Annotated in this window: 16 protein-coding genes; 10 read left to right on the plus strand and 6 right to left on the minus strand. The window is 33.9% G+C overall.

Features of this window, described 5'->3' with window-relative positions; genetic code table 11:
• Window positions 1–29 precede the first annotated feature (29 nt).
• On the plus strand, window positions 30–377 hold the full coding sequence (locus FIB07_15100) for a hypothetical protein (protein ID NJD54180.1): 348 nt from the start codon (window positions 30–32) through the stop codon (window positions 375–377).
• On the opposite strand, the gene FIB07_15105 is transcribed toward FIB07_15100, so the two are convergent.
• Complete coding sequence (locus FIB07_15105; GenBank protein NJD54181.1) at window positions 367–2,178, minus strand: glycosyltransferase family 2 protein; 1,812 nt, start codon at window positions 2,176–2,178, stop codon at window positions 367–369. The genes FIB07_15100 and FIB07_15105 overlap by 11 nt on opposite strands.
• 145 nt (window positions 2,179–2,323) lie before the next feature.
• Between FIB07_15105 and FIB07_15110 the strand changes: the two genes are divergently transcribed.
• The 3 genes from FIB07_15110 to FIB07_15120 all read left to right on the plus strand — a co-directional run bounded on the left by FIB07_15110 (window position 2,324) and on the right by FIB07_15120 (window position 8,494).
• Window positions 2,324–3,085 carry an ABC transporter permease gene (locus FIB07_15110; GenBank protein ID NJD54182.1) on the plus strand — a complete coding sequence of 254 codons (762 nt, stop codon included), beginning with the start codon at window positions 2,324–2,326 and terminating at the stop codon, window positions 3,083–3,085.
• A complete protein-coding gene (locus FIB07_15115; GenBank protein ID NJD54183.1) occupies window positions 3,086–4,393 on the plus strand; it encodes an ABC transporter ATP-binding protein in 1,308 nt (435 codons plus the stop codon).
• A gap of 75 nt (window positions 4,394–4,468) precedes the next feature.
• The gene (locus FIB07_15120; protein ID NJD54184.1) at window positions 4,469–8,494 is read left to right on the plus strand and encodes a glycosyltransferase; all 4,026 of its coding nucleotides are present in this window, start codon (window positions 4,469–4,471) and stop codon (window positions 8,492–8,494) included.
• A gap of 25 nt (window positions 8,495–8,519) precedes the next feature.
• Here FIB07_15120 and FIB07_15125 read toward each other — a convergent pair whose 3' ends face one another.
• Both FIB07_15125 and FIB07_15130 read right to left on the minus strand, forming a co-directional pair.
• A complete protein-coding gene (locus FIB07_15125) occupies window positions 8,520–9,626 on the minus strand; it encodes a class I SAM-dependent methyltransferase (GenBank protein ID NJD54185.1) in 1,107 nt (368 codons plus the stop codon).
• 10 nt (window positions 9,627–9,636) lie between these two features.
• Window positions 9,637–11,532 (minus strand): DUF1616 domain-containing protein, encoded by a 1,896-nt coding sequence (locus FIB07_15130; GenBank protein ID NJD54186.1) that lies wholly within the window; start codon window positions 11,530–11,532, stop codon window positions 9,637–9,639.
• Window positions 11,533–11,786: 254 nt separating this feature from the next.
• On the opposite strand from FIB07_15130, the gene FIB07_15135 reads away from it, so the two are divergent.
• The 4 genes from FIB07_15135 to FIB07_15150 all read left to right on the plus strand — a co-directional run bounded on the left by FIB07_15135 (window position 11,787) and on the right by FIB07_15150 (window position 15,593).
• Window positions 11,787–12,752 carry a flippase-like domain-containing protein gene (locus FIB07_15135; GenBank protein NJD54187.1) on the plus strand — a complete coding sequence of 322 codons (966 nt, stop codon included), beginning with the start codon at window positions 11,787–11,789 and terminating at the stop codon, window positions 12,750–12,752.
• Window positions 12,753–12,867: 115 nt separating this feature from the next.
• Window positions 12,868–13,740: a glycosyltransferase family 2 protein gene (locus FIB07_15140; GenBank protein ID NJD54188.1), complete on the plus strand. Its 873-nt coding sequence runs from the start codon at window positions 12,868–12,870 to the stop codon at window positions 13,738–13,740.
• 8 nt (window positions 13,741–13,748) lie between these two features.
• Window positions 13,749–14,483, plus strand: a complete 735-nt coding sequence (locus FIB07_15145) for a class I SAM-dependent methyltransferase (GenBank protein NJD54189.1) — start codon at window positions 13,749–13,751, stop codon at window positions 14,481–14,483.
• 27 nt (window positions 14,484–14,510) lie between these two features.
• Window positions 14,511–15,593, plus strand: a complete 1,083-nt coding sequence (locus FIB07_15150; protein ID NJD54190.1) for a radical SAM protein — start codon at window positions 14,511–14,513, stop codon at window positions 15,591–15,593.
• A gap of 22 nt (window positions 15,594–15,615) precedes the next feature.
• Here the strand turns inward: FIB07_15150 and FIB07_15155 are convergent, their stop codons facing one another.
• A complete protein-coding gene (locus tag FIB07_15155) occupies window positions 15,616–16,404 on the minus strand; it encodes a class I SAM-dependent methyltransferase (GenBank protein ID NJD54191.1) in 789 nt (262 codons plus the stop codon).
• A gap of 1 nt (window position 16,405) precedes the next feature.
• Window positions 16,406–17,542, minus strand: coding sequence for a glycosyltransferase family 4 protein (locus FIB07_15160; protein ID NJD54192.1), 1,137 nt, complete (start codon window positions 17,540–17,542; stop codon window positions 16,406–16,408).
• A 117-nt stretch (window positions 17,543–17,659) separates the two neighbouring features.
• On the opposite strand from FIB07_15160, the gene FIB07_15165 reads away from it, so the two are divergent.
• Complete coding sequence (locus FIB07_15165) at window positions 17,660–18,367, plus strand: nucleotidyltransferase family protein (GenBank protein NJD54193.1); 708 nt, start codon at window positions 17,660–17,662, stop codon at window positions 18,365–18,367.
• 130 nt (window positions 18,368–18,497) lie between these two features.
• Window positions 18,498–19,223, plus strand: a complete 726-nt coding sequence (locus FIB07_15170) for a class I SAM-dependent methyltransferase (protein ID NJD54194.1) — start codon at window positions 18,498–18,500, stop codon at window positions 19,221–19,223.
• A gap of 82 nt (window positions 19,224–19,305) precedes the next feature.
• Here the strand turns inward: FIB07_15170 and FIB07_15175 are convergent, their stop codons facing one another.
• Window positions 19,306–20,916, minus strand: coding sequence for a carboxypeptidase-like regulatory domain-containing protein (locus tag FIB07_15175; GenBank protein NJD54195.1), 1,611 nt, complete (start codon window positions 20,914–20,916; stop codon window positions 19,306–19,308).
• Window positions 20,917–22,249 lie beyond the last annotated feature (1,333 nt).

Below are 22,249 nucleotides of genomic sequence, written 5' to 3' on the forward strand. Positions count from 1 at the left end.
GCGGTCGCGCCGCCGATGGCGGATATACCATGAAATCAAAGGTTGTTTACTCTCGAATATATGGTGTTGATTACAAGATTTTAGATTATAAAGAGTTGATAAAAAACCTTGTGATAAGCAACCTCAAAACGAAATACTCCAGTTCATTTATCGGATTTGCCTGGTCAATGCTGAATCCCCTGATGATGATGCTCGTACTGTATTTTGTATTTAACAATGTCTTTAAATCCACACAGGAGCATTTTGCTCTTTTATTTATTAATCGGCCTGATTGGCTGGCGGTTTTTTGCACTGGGAACCACATGGCCATGTCCTCTATCGTAGGAAAAGCAATTTTGTCACCAAGATCGGATACCCCGCGAGATACTAAATCCTAATTGAAAAATCCTCCTTGATCAATGTTAGATTAGGATTATAATATGGATCTCCTTTATCAATAACACTACCCCATTTTTCTCTCATGTATGAATATTCTTTTAAAAACCTCTTCATCTTTTCAGGAGTATTTTCATATCCTCTGCTCAATGATTCATGGTGATACAGTTCCGCATAAGGGGTATAGGTTATGAGATATCCTTTTTCCCTTATCTTTAAACAGAGATCAACGTCATTAAAAGCAACTTCAATGTTTTCATCAAATCCTCCGACCTCATAAAATACTTTTTTCCTTATTAAGACGCATGCTGCCGTCACTGCACTGAGATTATGGATAACATGAGGTCCCTTAAAATACACCATATAAATATTTGATAAATGTTTATAAGAATGACCTGCGATGCCCGGTTGTTCAGGCCTCCCTCTTATCCCCAAGATAACTCCAGCATGTTGTATCGTTCCGTTAGGATAAAGCAACTTGCAGCCTACAGCTCCTACTTCCGGGCGCTGCGCGTGCTCAAGTATGGCTGATAACCAGTCCTCATTTATCACTTCCGTGTCGTTGTTCAAGAACAAAAGGTATTCACCGTTTGATCTTTGAGCTGCAAAATTATTAATAGCTGAAAAATTAAATGGTTGATCATATTTTAGAACAGTGATGCCTGGTGATCCACTTATCGATTCCAGATATCTAAGCGTACGACTGTCATTGCTATAATTATCGATAATTATTATTTCATAATTTTTATAAGTGGTTTTCTTTCTGATGCTTTCTATACATTTTTTCAATGTTTTAAGCTTATTCTTAGTTGGTATGATTACGCTGACCAATGGTTCCCCAATTATATCTCTCTTGATCCTGAAAAAACCAGGAAATCTTCCGGGCAAAACCTTCCCACTTATTTTTCTCCGGTCTATAGCCTCCTCAAGCGCTTTATATGCTGAGATATCTGCATAACTCTTGGACTGGTATCTCACTGATGTAGAACCGGGGAGTTGTCTCCAATGATACAGGATCTCCGGTATATGAAAAATCTTATCCGTTTGTTCAGTAACCCTGAGAACAAGATCATAGTCCTGGCTTCCTTCGAATCCTTTTCTAAACCTTCCAATTTCATCTATCAGATTTTTTCTATAAATTCCAAAATGGCAGGTGTACATATTTGATAAAAGCAGGTCTGGAGACCAATCAGGTTTAAAATAAGGATTAACCCTCTTATCATCTATTGTTATATTGTCCTCATCGCTGTATATCATATCAGCTTCCGGGTGTTCCTGAAGCAGTTTCACTACTTCATACAGGGCATTGACGGAAAGTTCATCATCGTGATCTAAGAAACCAGCGAATTCTCCGGTGGCCAACGATAATGCCTCGTTTGATGCACCTGAGATTCCCTGGTTTCGGCTGAGGTATTTTACTTTTATCCTGGGGTCTTTTTCGCTGTATCTATCAAGCATTTTTTTAATATAATCACCTTTGGAAGCATCATCTACAAGGCATAATTCCCAGTTTTCATAAACCTGATCTATTACAGAATTTATTGCTTTCTCAAGCCAGATGCCATCCACGTTATACACGGGAGTGATTATGCTGATCTTGGGGGAATATTTGAAGTTTTTTATTTGAGCCCTCATATTACTCAAATTCTGATCTGTTATTTTATTTTGTTCCAGATAAATCTCATAGTTTGATGCCAATTTCCCGGAATATTTTAAATAGACTATCGCTTGCCGGATAAATGAACGCAAGCCTTCCTCTCTCAAAATACTACAGCTATTGTTTACTAATTGTGTAAATGTCATGTTTTCTTCTTTTCATTGATCTGCTTAAATGATTTTAATAATCATGTAATTTTCCCTGATTTTTGAAAAATACGATAATTTAAGACATCATTATATAGAATAGAATATAACAAGAAAGCAAATTAGTGATAGGAACCATATTTAAATGTACATATTTGAATATAAAGATCTAATAAAAAACCTTGTAATAAGCGACCTGAAAATGAAATACTCCAGTTCAGTTATTGGATTTGCCTGGTCAATGCTTAATCCTTTGCTGATGATGCTCGTACTGTATTTTGTTTTTAACAATGTTTTTAAATCCACACAGGAGCATTTTGCCATTTATATATTAATTGGACTCACAGGATGGAGATTTTTTACATTCGGAACAACGGGTGCTATGTACTCTATTGTTGGAAAATCAAGTCTTGTAACCAAGATCTTTATACCACGTGAGATATTGACATTCAGTGCAGTAATATCTGTATTTATAAGCTCTCTACTCGAATTCATGGTATTGATCCCACTCATGGTTATTTTAGGAGTCAAACCTTCAATATTTATTATATTCTTCCCTGTCCTGCATATTCTATTTTTCCTTATAGTATATGGCATCGGACTGGCTATGGCATCGCTATTTGTATATTATAGAGATGTGAACCAGATATGGGATGTGCTTCTCCAGATGGGCTTTTTCCTTTCACCGATCGTTTATCCGCTTTCCCTTATACCTGAGAAGTATATGTTTTATTATATGCTTAACCCTATAACAAGTTTAATTGAAATGTACAGGAACTTGCTTTTATCTGGAATCCTGCCAGGACTCATGGATATTGTCCTCGTGTTAATGTTCGGGATTATCCTATTTTCACTTGGCTCATGGTTATTCAGGAAGCTTTCTCCAGGGTTTGCTGAGGAGATTTGAATGTTCGAGCCACCACTGAAAAAAAAGGAAGATGGAGATGCCATAATAGTTGAAAATGTCAGAAAGCGTTTCAGGATTCCTCATGAGAAAAGAAATACTCTTTTTGAAAATATCGCTGGTGTAGTAAAGGGCAGGAAGCAGGATTATGATGAATTCTGCGCTCTCCGGGATATAAGTTTCAGGGTAAAGAAAGGGGAGAAGCTTGGAATCGTGGGTGAAAACGGAAGCGGAAAGAGTACACTCCTAAAGATCATCTCCGGTGTGTTTGTGCCTGATGCCGGGAATGTGAAAGTTTATGGCAAGGTTGCGCCGTTCCTTGAACTGGGCGTGGGTTTCCAGCCTGAACTCACAGCCGAAGAGAATGTGAGACTATATGGCGCAGTCATGGGTATGAGCAGGAAAGAGATGGAGAGCAGGTTCGAGGAGATATTTGAATTTGCCGAACTTGAGCGCTTTAAACAGATGAAGCTTAAGAATTTTTCAAGCGGGATGTATATGCGGCTTGCGTTTGCTACTGCTACTGCGACTAGCCCTGATATTTTACTGATAGACGAAGTACTGGCAGTAGGGGATGAGACTTTCCAGAGAAAATGTTTTGATAAGATCAATGAGTTCAAGATGAACGGGAAAACAATAGTTCTTGTTACGCATGATCTGGAGATGGTGAAACGGTTATGCGATAGTGCTATTTTGCTTGATCATGGAAAGATGACTTCAATTGGGAATAGCCAGATGGTGATCGATGAGTATCACAAGAACATGCGCGAGAAAGCAGAATCAATTCTTAAGGTACAACAGAAAATAGTAATACAGCAGGAATCAACCCCTATCACTAATGAAGAATCCAGCGTTCCTGAAAAAGCTGAGCTTCCAAAAGACAGGTGGGGAACGGGAGAAATTGAGATAACGGAAGTTAAATTCTTTGGCAGGGATAGCGAAGAGAAATATATTTTCAGAACAGGAGAAACCCTTATTGCAAAAATAAAGTATTCTGCAAAGCAAAGGATCGAAAAACCAGTTTTCGGGGTTGCGATTCACAGGAACGATGGAACCCATATAACAGGACCCAATACGAAATTCCATAATAATGTGATAGAAAGTATAGAAGGAGACGGGATAGTTGAATATATTGTGGATTCTTTGCCTTTATTAAATGGAACTTATTTGTTTACGGCTGCTGTGTATGATTTTGCATGTGTTAATGCATATGACTACCACGAAAAAAGATTTACCTTTAAAGTTGAAGATGAGAGTAAAAAAGATTATGGTATATTTTACATTCCATGCAGGTGGAAATATGGCGAATAGCAGCATTTTAGAAAGAAAATATACAAAGGTTTATTGCGCTTTAAAAAAGAATAAAATAAACGGAAAATATATTTAATGAGACCAAAAAAGATAATCCTGATAATTATAGATTCACTAAGAAAGGATCATTTAGGCTGTTATGGTTATAAGAGAAATACAAGCCCGAATATAGATACTCTTGCAAAAAGCGGGATACTTTTTAAATATGCTTTTTCAGCATGTCCAAATACAGTTCCTTCGATAGCATCTGTCCTGACTTCAAAGTATCCGTCAAATCATTCGATGGGTTTTGATCCAGATAAAAAGCTAGATCCAGAGGTAGATACAACTTTAGCCACTGTTTTGAACGAGAATGAATACAGGACTGCCGCTTTTCTAAGTAGCAGTGGGCTTACTGGCATAAACTCAGGTTTTGATATATTCGATGAAGGAAAGGGAAAAAGAGACTGTGCAGGGACAAATGAACAGGTTTTAAAATGGCTTGATGAAAATCACATGCAGGATTTTTTCCTGTTAGTTCATTATTCTGATTTGCAAGGGCCATATTTAAATTCAGGGTCTTATAAAAATACATTCGTAGAGGATGAATTTTATGGAAATGCTGAGCAGATAAAGAACATCTCAGACAAAGACCCCACCTTCAACAGTATTCCCCGATACCAGATACTTAATCCTGTCACAGATGCTGATAATATTCCTGTCAGTTTTGAAAGTGATGTGAGATATTACAAAGCGCAATATGACGGATGCATACGTAACATAGATGAAAATATCCAAAAACTCATTGAAAAATTAAAAGTCCTCAAGATTTTTGATGACTCACTGATAATCATCACTTCAGATCACGGTGTGGCTTTTGGTGAAAATAATTTATTCTTAGATTATGGATTATCTGTGACCTTGGACCAGATAGAAGTCCCGTTGGTATTGAAATTTCATAAAGGTTGGTATATAAAGAGCGGTATCTTAGATATTCCAGTAAGCACCCTTGATATCATGCTAACTATACTCTCTTTATGCAATAATGATCTGAGTTTCATGCTTGAGGGGTATTCTCTCAAAGAAGTCCTTGAAGGTAAAGAAGATAATATTTTGAAAGAAAGAACAATAATGAGTGAAAATGAGCGTCAATTTGCTTTAATTAGTCCAAATGGATTGATGGAGCTTAAGAAAAAAGATGTTCCAACCAGCAATTATCATCCATATTTAGCAGCTTTACTTGAATCGCTAAACGGGAAGAAATACTATTGGGATTCAGGGAATGAGTATGTGCTGGCGATCCCATTTGATCAATATCAGAGATATAAAATAATATCTGATATAATAAACAAATTCAGAACCGACAAAGAAATATTTAAAATACTTGATGTTGGAGCCGGTTTTGAAAACAATCTAAAAAAGTTTCTTCCGTATGATGAAATTTTTTTATTAGATAAAAACTATCCAAAAGAGTATAATCAAAAAAGCAACTACATAATTGGAGACATAACAAAAATAGGGCTTAACAAAAGTTATGATTTTATTATTTCTATTGATGCTTATGAGCATATATCCCCTATTTTTCGAGAAAAGTTTATCAATAAACTTATTGATCCTTCAAAAATCGCTACAATAATAGCTGCACCATTTGATACCCCTGGGGTTAGAGAATATGAAGTTTCTGCAAATGAGGTGTATAAAATCAGCCATGGGATGGAGTATAAGTGGCTTCATGAACATATCCAGAATGGGTTACCATCTCTCCCTTTTACTCTTGAATTAATTAAAAAATCGAAGTACTCCTATACTGTGATACCCAATGGATATTTGCTACGATGGTTTGAAATGGTCTCGACTTATATGCTTACAGAAGGTATGCCTGAATTTACAAAGAGCATGGAAGCACTTTATGAATTCTACAATAAAAATTTTTACGCTTATGATAATTTAAATCCTGCCTATCGACATGTAATTGTAGTAAATAAAAGTAATAATGAACCTGATTTTTCTGAAATTTATGCGAAGAATATTAAAATGGATGAGAATTTTACTATTAAATATGAATCTTTGCAGTCTATTCTTAAAAAAATCAGAGAACTTTCCAGCAATCTTAGGTACAAAGAATTGCTTGAGAAAAGAAGTGAGCTTACCGAACTCACAGGTGTACTGCAAGCCAAAGAAATTGAAATTAATGAAATGAAAAGTACATCAAATTCAAAAGATTCTTTAATAAAAGTAAAAGATAATGAAATTATAGAACTCAAAGATGCTATGAATGTGAAAGCTTCTGAAATTATAGAACTCAATAATACCCTGCAACAGATTCATATGAGTATAACCTGGAAATCAGTAATGAAATTTCAGAAAATCATTGATTTCTTTCTTCCGAATAATACGCGGCGACGGCATTGTTATAATCTTGGGTTAAATAGCATTAATATAGTCGTAAACGAAGGATGGAGAAGCCTATGGATTGAATTTAAGGAAAAATTAAAAGGATGGGTTCCTTTTAAACATAGGATAAAAATAAATAATGTTTTATTAAAACTGAATGATCCGACAATTGATATAATTATTCCTGTTTATAACCATGGAAAGTATTTGCAGGAATGCATTGAAAGTGCAATCAATCAAACATATTCTAATATCAATATAATAATTGTAGACGATTATTCAAGCGAATCTTTAGTTTTTGAAGTGTTAAAAAAATACGAAACGAATCCAAAAATAAAAATAGATTACCACAAAACAAATAAAGGTATTTCCGAAACGTTAAATGATGGAATTATTATGTCATCTGGAAATTATCTAGCATTTTTGGATTGTGATGATATAATTGTTCCCAATGCAATAGAAAAAGTGGTAGATTTCATTAAGCACAACACTGACAAATATTTTATTTATACGGATAGAATAAATATCAACCAAAGTGGAGAAACAGTTGAATACTTAAGTTTCAAAAATCGGGGAATGAATGCCAAAACAGAATTATTATTGGGAATGTATACCTCCCATCTGAAAGTTATCAATAGAGAATGCTTTTCGAAAGTTGGTTTATTCGCGCCTAAATATGATTCCTCGCAGGATTATGATATAGCACTAAGAATCTCAGAATATTTTGATTTTGGATATATTAATGATTATTTATACAAGCATCGAGTTCATGAAGAACAGTGTACACAAAGAAACCTCACAAAACAAGAAAATCTTGCAATATTAATTAAAGACGCTGCAATCCAGAGAAGAAAGATATTACATGGCGATATTAGAAGATCAATATCAATTGTTATGCTGACTTTTAATAGACTTTATGATACAAAAAAATCTATTGAGTCCATTTTTAATTATACAAAATTGCCATTCGAGCTAATTATATTAGATAACAATTCAGATAGCGATGTAAGAGAATATCTGAAGAAGTTGGAAAAAAAGAAATCCAATGTAAAAATTATTTTCGAGGATACAAATTTGGGGTGTGGCAGAGGAAGAAAAAAGGCTGTTAAATTCGCTAAAGGAAATTATATAGTCACGTTAGATAATGACATCTGCGTAACTCCTCTATGGTTAGAAAATTTCATCATAAGAATAGAAGATGATAAGAAAATTGCTGCTGCGTGCGCAAAGGTAGTTTTTCCTGACGGAAAGATCCAATATAATGGAGGAAAACTGGAAATTAAAAACGATTTTATTGAATTTTCTTTGCTTGATTCAAATAAAAATAAAAATGATTTATCAACCTTCAGGGAATTAGATTGCGATTGGATACCCGGGGGAGCGATGATAATAAAAAGGGAATTTCTTGAAAAAGTTGAATACCGGGAGGATATTGAAGGAGCATATGAAGATAACGACTATTCGTTACAAATAAAGAATATCGGAGGACGGGTAGTTAATTGCCCATTATCTGAAGTAGTTCATTATCATTTGTATTTTGGTAAAAATATTTCAAAAGAAAAGAGATACATGAATGAAAGGTACGCAAATAAAAAAATGATGAATGCATTTCTTGCTTTTTATAAATATAATAAGCTTATAATTAAAGATAAAGACTTATATAAAATATTGAATATATCAGATAAATCTGATGCTGAAATCCGCAAACTTGTAACTACTCAAGCTTAGAGAATCAAATCTGATACAAAAAGTATTATGAGCGAGTATGCCCGATCCATCTTACTTGTCTAGCTCTGGAATCGGCATTCATATGACCAGCCACCTCTGCTACAATTTTGGGATTTGCTGTTCCTTTTTTGCGCATCACAGCGAACATGGTGCCAGGTGGCAATACACGTTCATGGATGTAATAGCAATCTAAATTCCAAATAAATTCCACCATGGATTTATCAAATGGATCATCCAAATTATAATTTGGCCCATATTGGGTATCAAGTAATTGACGACATATTGAGTGGCATGGTACGTAGATAATGGGATCAAAATACTCTGGAATTAAAGGAAGTATATCCTGAGATCTGATTCCTTCAAAAGATCCCTGACTGTAATCAATGTTTCCATACTCAGGGGTAAAACGGGGTGTCCCATAGTACGTATGGTTAATTTTAAACTTATCTGGCCAAATAGACCATAATCGTACCAAGACATCATATGTTTCGGGCCACATCATTAAACCATTTTTGGTGATTACATCAACAGTAACGAAAATGCCATCAGGCTTTAGAGCTCTATTGACCATAGTGTACACTCTTTCCAATTCGTTAAGATGGTGCAGGGATGCAAATGCTGTAATGATATCATATTTTTTTTCTTCAAGACTTATTAAATTTAAATCCATGGGTTCGGTTGATATATTTAGCCCCTTCTTTTCAATTTGTTTTTTGCCAATCCCCAAGAGTTCCTCATTTAAGTCTAAGCAATGATAGTGATAGTTGCTTGTAATCTTCTCGGCAATTGAAATCTCAACCCCGCAAGGACCACTGCCTAAACTGAGCATCTCCGGTTTCTCAATTTGACTGGCTTGATTGATAACATATTCCCACTGGGAAAAGCCAACTTTTTCTCGAATCAACTTTTGAGTGGCTTGTTCGATGTAACCCCATGAGTCAGATGTTCGCTCAAAAAGCGGTTCATCCTCTGTGAATTCTGCATACTTTTCAAGATATTCCTTTTTTTCTTGAGCCATTCTCTCTTCATATTCGGTACTTATTTGAGATTTTATTAATGTCTTCGATCCTATTAATCCAGCCGGTATTTTTAATTTAAGTGATATCCCTTTGAAAATATCTTTCATTGTCATATATTGCTTCCTAACTTCTATTTATCTTAAAAATCCATACCCCATCTTTGTTATAAACTGGTCTGAGATAGGTATTATTATTTAAATTTTCTAATTTGAAATTACCCCAATTTCTTCCCCCAAAATATAAATAATTAACATTATTTTGAATTAGAAAGTTTATTGCAGATTCAGAACTAATTGAATTTTCAGCTTTTGACATTGCAATTACTTTTTCAATATAATTTTTATCATATGGTCTTTCCACCAAGTAAGTCATGGGTGGAATGGTAACATTTCTTTTTGTAAATAGAGGAATCCAATATCCACCGTCTATACCCGTTTTCAATTCTTGTGACCAATCAAAACTGTATGATTCTATTAAAAATGTAGCATTATCTTCAGTGTTAACTTTAATCCAATTCATAGCATCTATGTCCCCCGGTTTTACAAACACATTTTCCGGATAAAATGTGCCAATCAGATTAATTGCAGAAAAAGGAGCTAAAATTAATAAAGATATATAAAATATTGTTAAATTCTGCACTGATGTTATTTTAATTTTTTTTAGCAGATACGTAATAAAATAGCTGGAGGTTACTGCAATTGGAAAATATAAAATGGTCAATACGGTCACAAAATCGAGTGAACCTGAAAATGGTAATTTTAACCAGAATGGATTTGAAAATGAAATCAATATTGAAATCCATAGAGTGATTAATATGATGTATTTGTTTTTCTTAAATACACCTATAAATATCCCTCCAAAAGAAAGAAGAAGCAAAGGAAGATTTGTATAATATTTAATCGAATCACCAATCCTTTCTATCGAAAAAAAAGACGATGAAACATTTGAATAGTTTGATGCAGTTATAATTTGGGGTTCTATTATTAAACGCATCAACCATGGAAATAATAGAATGAGAGCTATTAGAATGATAACAAAACATCTTATTAGAATTTCTAAGATTGCATTTCTATTATCTTTAATATGATAAATTCCATACATAAGATATAATATTGCGAAACTGGAAAAAGCGATTATGATACGATAATGAGACAAAAAAAGTCCTGATATCATAAAACCTGATATAAATAATACTTTAATATCTCGCTTCTCCATTTCAATACATTCTATTATCAGAAGCAGCGCTATCGGAAGAATTACCATACCTGTAAGCTGGGTATACCTACCCCAATTTACGTAATAGGCAGGAAATATTGAAATCAGACCAACAATAAAAGAACTTAATAAAGCCATGTTCTTATTTCTAAATAACCTATCCACAAAAATGAAAACCGATAATAGAGCGAAAGCATTTAAGATTTGTCCTGTAAATATAACGAGTTTTATAATACTAATTCCAGATACCCAGTATAGAAATGCAACAATACTATGAAATCCGAAGTGATATGTAAAGGACGCAAGGGGAACATAAGGTTCATAAGATCCTGGAATGCCTCCATTTTCGACAATCAATTGCGCTATTAGGGTATGATGGTAACTATCACTTCCCGGACCAACAAGAATACCCTCAACCTGGATAAACCTCACTAATATAGATATTATAAATATAATCAGCAAAACATAATAATATAAATCTTGTTTTAAAGAATTTTTGAAGTTTTCAAACCTGAAAAAATTCACTTCATTTCTTATATTTCCAAATATATATTTTGAAAAAATTGTAACCACAAAAATAAATAATAGTAATATAACTAAAAAATTGTTCATCTTTATTCTAAATAATGTGAAAAAATAAGTAATCAATGGAATGAATGAGAGGCTAAGACCTATGGAAATAATTAGACTCTGGAAAAAATCTATATTCAATTTTTTGAGAAAAATACAATAAATAAAATAACCAGGTACAAAAAATACAAAAATACTACTAACTATAAACTTAAGAGCTAATAAGGAATCCATTTTTAAATCTCCATTAATATGTCCTAATTATTAATGTTTTGCATTACTGGGAATTAAGTATCGAACTGTTTTGAAGTTCCAACAAATTATGCGCCGCCACCGTCAATATCTTTCCATGAATTTTTATTGTTTGAAATTAAAAAATTATCATTTACTCATTCTTTTATCCATATGTTTTTTAGCTTAAAAGACATAAAATCATTAGAACGTCATTAAAAAATTTCAAAAATTGTTACAAGATCTTCTAAATCTTTATGAAAAAACAAATATTCCCAAAAATCATCGGGGCAATTCTAACTATCGCCCTTATAGCAACACTACTCCAACAGATCTCTGTGACAGATGTCTATTTTATGCTGATAAAAATAAACCCAGCGTACCTGATTATGGGATTTATTCTATATACAATAAGCTATTTCTTAAGAGCCCTGAGGCTTCACATCTTGCTGAATAGAGAAATAAGTGTAAAAGATCTCTTTTCCATCGTCAGCATCCACAATATGGCTTTAAACATCTTACCAGCACGCTCAGGGGAGTTATCATACATCTACCTGCTGAATAAACGTCATTACAAAAGCATCGGGGAGGGGGCAGCTACATTGCTCATAGTCAGGATATTCGATATCATTTCCATTTCGATCTTATTTTTTACATCAGCAATGCTGGCATATGACCTGCCTGACATCATGATAAATGCTCTGCCTATTGTCGGTTTTTTGTTGTTCCTTGTCATATTAATTCTATTGATGTTCATACATCAATGTAATAGATTCATTGCCTGTCTCAGAATTCTTTTCACATATTTGAAATATAACAAACTTCATTTCATCAATTACATTCTCATAAAACTGGATGAAATGGCACTGAGCTTTGAGCACATTCATAGAAATGAGTTTATATTGAGCTTCTTAATCTCTGCAATGATCTGGATCACCCTATATTCAGTAAATTATATCCTTGTCATCGCAATGGGCATAAATCTGCCATTAGGAGCTGTATTTTTAGCTTCTACATTTTTCTTTATGATATCGATCCTGCCTATCCAGGGAATCGGTGGATTTGGCACGCTGGAAGGCAGTTGGGCTATCAGCTTTATAGCAGTTGGGACTACTAAGGTATCTGCGATAAGTTCGGGATTTCTAGCACATATTATACAGATTTTTTATTTTATTGCTTTATTTTTAATTGGATTCATATGGTTACGGAAGAAATCAGAGTAAAAATATGCATTTTAATTCTGACTTATTTTTGATATTTAAAAAAAATCCTGTGATATAATTATTAAGCCAAAATATATATCAGTAAACAAATAACATAAGTCAACACAAAGTTAAAATGAAAATAACTGCAATAATCCCGGCTTATAATGAAGAATCAACAGTAGGAGATGTGATCAAAGTCACTTCCCAATATGTTGATGAGATTCTCGTAATCAATGATGGAAGTACCGACAGTACCGCTGATGTTGCCAAAAAATCCGGTGCTATTGTTGTTGATAATATTGTTAACCGCGGTCTAGGTAAGACAATAAGGCGTGGTTACAATGAAGCTGTCATGTTAGGAGCCGATATAATTGTTCAGATAGACGCTGATAAGCAGTACGACCCAAAGGAAATCCCTATCCTTATAGAACCGATACTAAAGAATAAAGCAGACCTTGTTTTGGGTTCAAGACTGGAGAATCTCAAATATGAAATGCCATGGATTAATAAATTTGGCAATAAAGCGTTTTCATGGCTGATTCGCCGCCTGACAGGGAAAAACATAAAGGACGGACAGACCGGCTTCAGAGCGATACGAAAAGAGGTATTTGACACAATAAAGTTAAGTGGAGATTTTACTTATACTCAGGAAATGATAATCAAAGCATCAAAAGAAGGGTGGCGTATAGAGAATGTTCCTATAAACTTCTATAAACGAAGCGCAGGTGACTCACGCTTGATTTCAAGCCCTTTTGCATATGCGTGGCGCGCATGGATTATAATACTTAGAACCATAAGGGATTATGATCCGCTGAGATTCTTCGGAATACCGGGAATAATTTTGTTTCTTACTGGCCTTGTTATAGGAAGTGCAATTCTGTATAAATTTGCAATCGTAGGAGTTATTGGCCATACCCCGGCAGTAATATTGACAGTCCTTCTAATAATATCAGGAATACAATTATTATTCTTAGCACTAATGTCAGATATGAACCGGCCCCAGTGAGTACAAAAATGGATATAAAAAAAATCTTGCCAAAAACAATTTATTCAGACGTACCAGATTACTATTTACAGGTATCTGATGTGGAAAGAAGATTAGTAGGAAAAGATTTAAAAGGGAAAACAATATTAAATATTGGATGTGGCGGATACATCGTATCTGATGTATATTTTACTCTTCTAGGAGCTAAAGTTGTGGGAATTGACTATGATAGAAATGCCATTGAACGTGCCCATAATAAAATCAAAAACCTAAAAAATATTGATATAGAGGTTAAATATGGTGACGGAAGAAAATTAGATTTTCCAGATAATTCTTTTGATTTTACAGTTTCTTTTTCTGCAATTGAACACATGCCGTTGTATGAAGATAGGTTGTTAGTTATTAAAGAAATGAAAAGAGTTACAAAAAAAAATGGGTTTGTTATTATAATTGGTCCTAATTTCTTAAACCTTCCTACAACACTATTTTCTCACCTTTTTTTTAAACGTATCCATGAATATGAACATAGATATGTTCCTTGGGAATTAAAGGAAATGATGGTAAAAAATGGATTGGAAGTAGTTAGTTATGATGCAGAATCAGTGTATTTAGTTGATAAGGCACTTATTGAGACAAGATTCCCCTGGCTTAAAACAATTCCCTTGTTTTTTTTTTATCCATTGCATATTCTATTAAAATTTCTCAATGCAAAGCCATTTAAAATATTTGGCATGAGAATGGGGTTTAAAGCAAAGAAAGTGTAATATTAGGAAAAGAATGACTTATACCATATGAATAAAAGAAAAACTTTGGAATATGCATATAATTTGTTTTGCTTTCTTAATAGCAAACTACCCAAAGGATATTCGGCATTACCTCCCGTAATTATCTGGTTCATTACTTACAAATGCAATTTACGGTGTAAGATGTGTGGTTTTTATGGTCAGGGGGGAAAAATACCTGATGTCCAAAATGAGTTGAGTTTTGATGAAATAAAAATTGTTATCGATGGTCTTAGAAAAAGCTATCAATTCTATCCTTATAAACCGTATATAGGAATTATAGGGGGTGAACCATTCATCCATCCAAAAATATTTGAAATTCTGGAATACTTGAGAAAAAGCGGTTTCTCCTATTCTGTAACAACAAATTTTGTTTTGCTAAATGAGGAAAAGATTAACAGGCTGGTAAAAATTGGAATAAATGACCTGAGGATATCGTTAGATGGTCCAAGAGATATACATGATGAAATAAGATCTGCCAGAGGAACATTCGATAAAATGTTCAATAATTTGAGATATTTTAGAAGCATTGATAAAAAAACGCCTATAAGGCTGAATTGTGTTATCAGTCCAATGAATCTTAGCAGAATACAGGAAATAATACCATATGCTAAAGAATTGGACGCATCTCTCTCATATCAGCATCTGGTATTTATTGATGATGCACATCGCAATGAAAATACAAAAATTTCAAATAATATATTTGATGAAGATATGTATGTTGATGCAACTTCAATGACATTGTCAAAAAATGATGTTGCTCTACTAAATAAAAAATATATTGAAATAACTGATGAGTGCAAAAGGCAATATGTCCAAGTTTCATTTATGCCCGATCTAAGTGTGAATGATTTTGATGATTATTATTTTGATCTTTCAGGGTATGTTCATCAAGAAAGATGCTTCTGGCCGTGGGGTACTGCAAGGATTACACCTGAAGGAAATATTTATTCGTGTATGCATTATATATTTGGAAATTTAAGAAATAGTTCTTTTAAAAATATCTGGAACAACGAAAGGGCAAGAAAATTCAGATATACTCTTAAAACGATAAAATTATTCCCTGGGTGTATAAGATGTTGTAAGATATAGTTCTAAAAAAACCTATATAAAGTTATTTTATTGTTTTGGATGCTTTAATAATAATATGGTGTCCTTTAAACATATTCAGCAATTTATCTAGCTTTGAGAATTGATACAATATTGGAAAAAAAAACTTATATAGTCTAAAAGATCTCGTTCCAATGAGTTTTGATTGGGTCCTCCCACTTGTCCAATTTTCACTATCTGAATGTATTGTTCGACCCAAATATGTAAAAATCTTACTCAATTCAGCAAAAAATTGAGAAAAATAACTGACCCTAATTATTTTAAATTTAGTTTGATTTAAAAGCTTATCTAAATTATTTTTAGTATAACCTCCTCTAACATGTCCAAAATCTTCTTTAATATTGACTCCTGAAATCTTTCTTAGCCAATCTAATGAAAGAGTCGGATTCGTGCATGGTGTTGTAATTACAATGTGACCTCTGTTTTTTAGTGTTCTTTCACACTCTTCAATGAATAACTTGTCATTTTCTATATGCTCAATTATTTCTGTTGCCAATATCTTATCAAAAACTTCTTTTTTAAATGGCGAACGCGTTGCATCTCCAATTACAAAACAAATATTTCCATGACCAATTGATCGTTTTGCATTTTTTGTATTTGATAGGGACATATCAAGGCCAATAACCAACTTTGATTTTTTCGCTATATTTCTTATAAAATAACCTCCCCCCGAACCCACATCCAAAATAATATCATTTTCTTCAGTTTCCATAAAATCCAAGATTATTGGAAGTCTAATTTTTTTGAGCAAACTATATTCAATTGCTTCCGGGAATTCTATACAATTTTCCATTCTACTCCTCTATGATTTCTGCCATTTCTTTAACGAGAATCTCCCAATTGAATTTGCCTATCGCTTTCATCCTTCCTTTTTTTTGCAACTTTTGAACAAGTTCAGGACTTTCCAATAAATTTATTAATTTTTCAGCTAAATCCTTTGGATTATCCGGTTCGAAAAAAACAATATCGTCATTTTCTTCTGCTACTTCCTGTATTCCTTTGAGCCTTGAAGAAATTGCTGCAGTTCCACTTGCCCAGTATTCCAATAATTTTAGGGGCAAAACTGTATTATTTGCCAAAGTATTTGGCCTAGTTACGAGTCCGATATCTGCTTCTTTCAGATAGTTCATTATTTCATCATAGGGTTTCCAACCTGTAAATATAAAGGATTTCTCCACACCCTTTCTTTTTGTTATCTCTTTTACAAAGTCGAGACATGCCCCTCCACCGACGATCATAAATTTTGTTTCGGGATATTTCTCTAAAACCAATGGTGCAGCTTCTGCAATATAATTGACACCATCCTGGACATCCACGCCACCATGATGAATAATTGTGAAATAGTCTTTTTTTTGTTTTTCTGTGGAAAACTTTTCCACCTCAAAGCCAACATAATAAACAACATGTAACCTACTTGAATCAACACCATTTTTGATCAAAATATTTTTCATGACATTTGAAACGACAATAACTTTGGTCGCAAATATTAATGAAGAATATTCCAATTTAGAGACAATTGAAATAAATATTTTCCAGGGAAATTTTTTCGGTGATTCTTTCAGGTATTCGGTATGAAGATCAGTCACATCAATAATTACTTTTTTGTTGAATATTTTTCCAAATATAACAGCAGGTATACCAGCAATACCATGAGTGAAAATAACATCAAATTTTTTTATTTTGAACAACTCAAAAACAAAAAATAGCATATACTTAGATGCTGTGAGAATAAATGGCTTATCTTTTGAAACATGGGGTAAGTTAATGATTTCAATTCCATTGATATTTTTATTATCTGTTGGAGCCATAATTTTTACATGATTTCCTCTTTTTCTTAATTCAAGAGCAGCCTTTACTATTAATAAACCAGCACCTCCACGAATTGGTGACACAAAATCATGAGCAGTTAGAATTATATTTAATTTTCTCATTTAAAGATCCTTATTAATTTGATTAATTTTATCGATTGATTTCAATCTTTTGAGCAATTAATATGTGAAAGGGAATACATATATAAATAATATTCACATTTATGTTGCCGTAATGTTATGAAAGCTTTAATCTTAGCAGGAGGGCGTGGAAAACGCCTTGAAGGTGTATCTGATAATAGAAATAAATGCATGCTTGAACTAAAAGGGAGGCCTTTAATCGAGCATAATCTCAATAATATAATTAAGCTAAACATAAATGAGATAGTAATTGTTGTAGGTTATAGGGCTGAAGATATAATAAATACTTATGGTATAGAATACAAAGGAAAGAAAATAAAATATGTAATCCAGTCTAATCAACATGGTCTGGTTCATGCTATTGAAAGCTCCAAAGAAGCGTTGGGTAGTGAAGATTTTATGTTGTTCCTTGGTGATGAAATCTTAATTAATCCAAAGCACAAAGAAATGATTGAAATATTCAATAACGAAGGACTTTTTGGCATATGTGGAATCGTTATCGAGAAGGATAGAAGTAAAATAAAGCATACATATTCGATTTTCAATGATGAAGGTGGAAGGATATATAGATTAATAGAAAAACCAAGAAATCCCCAAAATGACATGCAAGGCACAGGAAATTGTATTTTTAAAAATGAACTTTTATCCTATATTGAAAAGACACCAATTAATCAAGTCAGGGGTGAAAAGGAGCTTCCTGATTTAATACAATGTGCTATAGACGAAGGAAAAATAGTTAAATCATTTATTATTTGTGATAAATATTCAAATATAAATTCAGAAGAAGATTTGAAAGAAGTTACTTAGATATTAGAAATTAAGCGTTCATCTTATTAACTAAATATTTTTATAATATTATATATCTTAATTCGCAAGAATATATCTTTAGTGAGTAATAAAAAAGATCAAAAATCCAAAGACTTAAGGAAAACAAAAAATGATCCAAGGGCAAAAAAAAATAGAAAAAAAGAAAGTAAATAAAGAATATTATGATGTGTATTTTAAAAGCAACAAATATATAAAATTGGCTGATATTAAATCATCTTTTCAAAAATATAGAATTTCAAAAATTTTACAGATATATACGCCAAATAAGGAAGAAAGTATTTTGGATTTAGGATGCGGTTGGGGAACTTTTTGTTTTGCACTTGCACCGCTATGTAAGGCAGTTATCGGAGTGGATTTCAATCAAAAAGGTATAGATCTTTGTAATAGATTGTTGGATAAATGGAAATCTGGAAATATAAAATTTTTATGTTCTGATGCTCAGAATACAGGATTAAAATCCAATTCGTTTGATGTTATTATTTGTGCTGATTTGTTTGAACATCTATATCCTGACACTTTTGGAAATGTTTTGGATGAATGCAACCGATTATTAAAAAAAGGAGGAAAATTAATTATCTGGACACCTCATCGAGGTCATATATTGGAAATTTTGAAAAATAATAATATAATTTTAAGCAAAGAGGAGGGTCATGTTGATTATAAGTCTATGGATTATCTTATAAAGAATTTGCATAATAGAAAATTCCTTATTAAAAAGAGTTACTATGCTGAATCTCACATTCCCATATTTTGTATCATAGAAAGATGTTTTTTAAATATCTTACCTATTATGCGAAGGCGAATAGCAATTCTGGCTGAGAAACTTATTGATTGAATTATACTATTTTTCTTATACTATAATAAAAAAAATTAAGAGCGAGAAATTTAATTTTCGCTCCTAAGGAGTTTATTTCGCTTTATTTCTCCACCGGTGGAGCAATGCTATAGATATTATCTGTTGCTTGTCTTATATATCCCTGGGCTACAATTGATTGATTTGCAGATACGACCGAATATCCTGTGAAGTCACCAGGCACGACCGATGAAACAGTTACACCAGCCAGACCATATGGACCAACAGTCCCTGAATAACTACCGGCTTGAGTGCCGTTAGTGTAGTAATATCTAACATTTACACTAGCAGCCGCACTATTGGGATTAACTGCTTGTATCCCAGAGTTGTGGCTTGCGGTATTATATAAGAATGGCACATTGACATCTCCGATTGATCCGGGTTTCCTAACCTGCGGTGCAACACTGTAAACATTTGATGCAGATGTTCTTATATATCCCTGAGCTACAACTGATTGGTTAGATATAATTTCTGAAGATCCTACGAATAACACCCCTGGAATCAAGGATGAAACTGTTGTTCCAACCAGATTCTTTGGAGGTAATATATACGTTGTATTAGCTGCCTTAGTTCCATTTACATAATATAAACTAACAGTAATCTGTGCAGGTACATTTCCTGGGTTGAATACCTGCAATCCGGAATCATAGTAATTGCCATTATAAACAAACGGGATATACGCAGTTGTTACTGTGTTGCTTAGTGCTGGTGCAATACTGTATATGCCTGATGCCGATGTACGGATATAACCCTGAGCAGCAATAGGTAGATTAGAAGTTACCGTTGATGAACCTATAAAAAATACACCTGGCAGCAATGAAGTAATTGTCGTTGGACCTAGCTTCTTTGGATCCAATGTATAGGTAGTAGTAGCCGCCTGAGTTCCATTTATATAATATAATTTAACTGTCACAGTTGCTGTTGTATTCCCGGGGTTGATGACCTGCAATCCAGAATCATAATTTCCTCCATTATAAAGGAATGGAATAGTCACATTTGTCCCGATATCACTATCAGAGAATGATGAGGCAAGTGAATATACGTCCTTTTGTATTGTTTTAATATATCCACCACTCTTTATTGGCAATTCAGATTTAACAATTGCAGATCCTACAAATAACGAGCCCGTTGCTCCCGTTATTTCATAAACATCTTTATTCCATAATTTTCCAGGTTGGACCATATAAACATCGTTACCTGCAACTGTTCCATTAAGGAAATAGTATGTTAATTCAACTGAAGCATTCGATGTTCCATTATTCATCAACTGAACTTTAGAATCATATACACTGCCTGTAGTTTTGTAAAGGAATGGCAGGAAAAAATGGTTTGCAGACTTCAATTGTATATCATGGAAATTCGTATTCCCCTCTGTAACATTTATACTTGTAACATTCGGAGCATACGAATCATTCCCCATTGCAACTAATGTATATTCACCGATCGGCATTTCATTGATTGCATACGATCCACCAATATCTGTCGTGTCATTATACTGCGGCCACTCCTTAATAAAGACAAACGCCCCTGCTAATAATCCGCCGTCGGGTCCATAAACATACGCTAATGAAGACCCGGGGATCAATGCGATATACATTAATGCCAGAACTGATACAATTGCTATTCCTGTTGCGGCCTTCTTATAACCGCTTGTAATATTTTCCAATATTTTCATTTTTACTCTCCTATCCTTAACTTATATATATTGAATTTAAATAGTTAGTACATTTTACGAATTGAAGGTTAATATAACTTTCTACTTTATTTGCTATCAATGCGTGATCATAAGATGCCTTTCCACCTTTATTATTATTACAATTGAATGGAGTCTCATATAAGCACTGAAGATCATGCTATATGCCATATATTCTGTGCTCTTGACTTTTCCAAATTCTAATCTAAGTATGAAGCCCACAGGGTCATAAGACCCTGCAGTTCTTCATCATTAAATGTTTGAAACAACTCCTGATATAGTTCCCGTTGGCTTCTTAACGAGTTCAATATCCTGTATTACAACAGCGCTGCCTATTGTCGAGACAATTACCGAACTGTTGGCATTATACGTCGGATCAAGCTTTGCTGAAAGGTCAAACGTACCTTCAGTGACAGTAAACGAATAGAACCCTGTCTCATTAGTCATTGTCGGAAGGCTGGTGTTGATGAACACTGTAGCACCCGGGATGGCCGTTTTAGTCACGCTGTCTATTACCGTACCATTTATGTACCTCACAGATGGAAGTATAGTGGTTGCCGTATGCGTTACCATAGTGGTATTTACATTACCAGTGGTATCCACCGTTCTTGTTCCGATGGTGTATGTTCCCGGAGATACACTGGCATTGTAATACTGCTCTCCTTTTGTGACATTGTTCTGGAATGCTCCATTCAGATAAACCATAACCCTGTCAAAATCCTGGTCTTGCGGGTCAGTCCATGTCCAGTTGATATAATTCAGGGCATAGCTCACATTCGCCAGGTTTGTAACGCTTGTGGGAGGCGTAGTATCCCCGCTGGCAGTGGTATTGGCAGGATCACTAACCGTAGTGGCATTCACGTTACCAGTTGTATCTACGGTCTTTGTACCAATTGTGTAAGTAGTGCTCGCATTCAACCCTATAGCTGTGTATGTTCCTGAGGTTACATTGGTCTTGAAAACGCTGTCAAGATACACTTCAACATGATCAAAGTCTGAATCCGACGGATTTGTCCATGACCAGGTAATACTTGTTTCACCTGTTGCAGTTTCACCAAGACCAGTCACGCTTGCTGGAGGGGTAGCATCTGATGCTGTGGTTGCTGAATCAGTGACTATAGTACTATTCACATTACCTGTTGTATCTACAGTCTTTGTACCAATTATGTAAGTCGTGCTTGCATTCAACCCGGTAGCCGTGTATGTTCCCGAGGTCACATTGGTCTTGAAAACGCTGTCAAGATACACTTCAACATGATCAAAGTCTGAATCCGACGGATTTGTCCATGACCAGGTTATGCTTGTTTCACCCGTG

Origin of the sequence: Candidatus Methanoperedens sp. (assembly GCA_012026795.1) — an archaeon.
Lineage (GTDB): Archaea > Halobacteriota > Methanosarcinia > Methanosarcinales > Methanoperedenaceae > Methanoperedens.

Bases quoted from the DNA above. Each gene is read 5' to 3' on its own strand.
- FIB07_15165 (NJD54193.1), top strand. From the start codon at position 17,660: ATGAAAGCTTTAATCTTAGCAGGAGGGCGTGGAAAACGCCTTGAAGGT.
- FIB07_15125 (NJD54185.1), bottom strand. From the start codon at position 9,626: ATGACAATGAAAGATATTTTCAAAGGGATATCACTTAAATTAAAAATA.
- FIB07_15105 (NJD54181.1), bottom strand. From the start codon at position 2,178: ATGACATTTACACAATTAGTAAACAATAGCTGTAGTATTTTGAGAGAG.
- FIB07_15155 (NJD54191.1), bottom strand. From the start codon at position 16,404: ATGGAAAATTGTATAGAATTCCCGGAAGCAATTGAATATAGTTTGCTC.
- FIB07_15170 (NJD54194.1), top strand. From the start codon at position 18,498: ATGATCCAAGGGCAAAAAAAAATAGAAAAAAAGAAAGTAAATAAAGAA.
- FIB07_15130 (NJD54186.1), bottom strand. From the start codon at position 11,532: ATGGATTCCTTATTAGCTCTTAAGTTTATAGTTAGTAGTATTTTTGTA.
- FIB07_15115 (NJD54183.1), top strand. From the start codon at position 3,086: ATGTTCGAGCCACCACTGAAAAAAAAGGAAGATGGAGATGCCATAATA.
- FIB07_15135 (NJD54187.1), top strand. From the start codon at position 11,787: ATGAAAAAACAAATATTCCCAAAAATCATCGGGGCAATTCTAACTATC.
- FIB07_15175 (NJD54195.1), bottom strand. From the start codon at position 20,916: ATGAAAATATTGGAAAATATTACAAGCGGTTATAAGAAGGCCGCAACA.
- FIB07_15110 (NJD54182.1), top strand. From the start codon at position 2,324: ATGTACATATTTGAATATAAAGATCTAATAAAAAACCTTGTAATAAGC.
- FIB07_15145 (NJD54189.1), top strand. From the start codon at position 13,749: ATGGATATAAAAAAAATCTTGCCAAAAACAATTTATTCAGACGTACCA.
- FIB07_15150 (NJD54190.1), top strand. From the start codon at position 14,511: ATGAATAAAAGAAAAACTTTGGAATATGCATATAATTTGTTTTGCTTT.
- FIB07_15160 (NJD54192.1), bottom strand. From the start codon at position 17,542: ATGAGAAAATTAAATATAATTCTAACTGCTCATGATTTTGTGTCACCA.
- FIB07_15140 (NJD54188.1), top strand. From the start codon at position 12,868: ATGAAAATAACTGCAATAATCCCGGCTTATAATGAAGAATCAACAGTA.
- FIB07_15120 (NJD54184.1), top strand. From the start codon at position 4,469: ATGAGACCAAAAAAGATAATCCTGATAATTATAGATTCACTAAGAAAG.
- FIB07_15100 (NJD54180.1), top strand. From the start codon at position 30: ATGAAATCAAAGGTTGTTTACTCTCGAATATATGGTGTTGATTACAAG.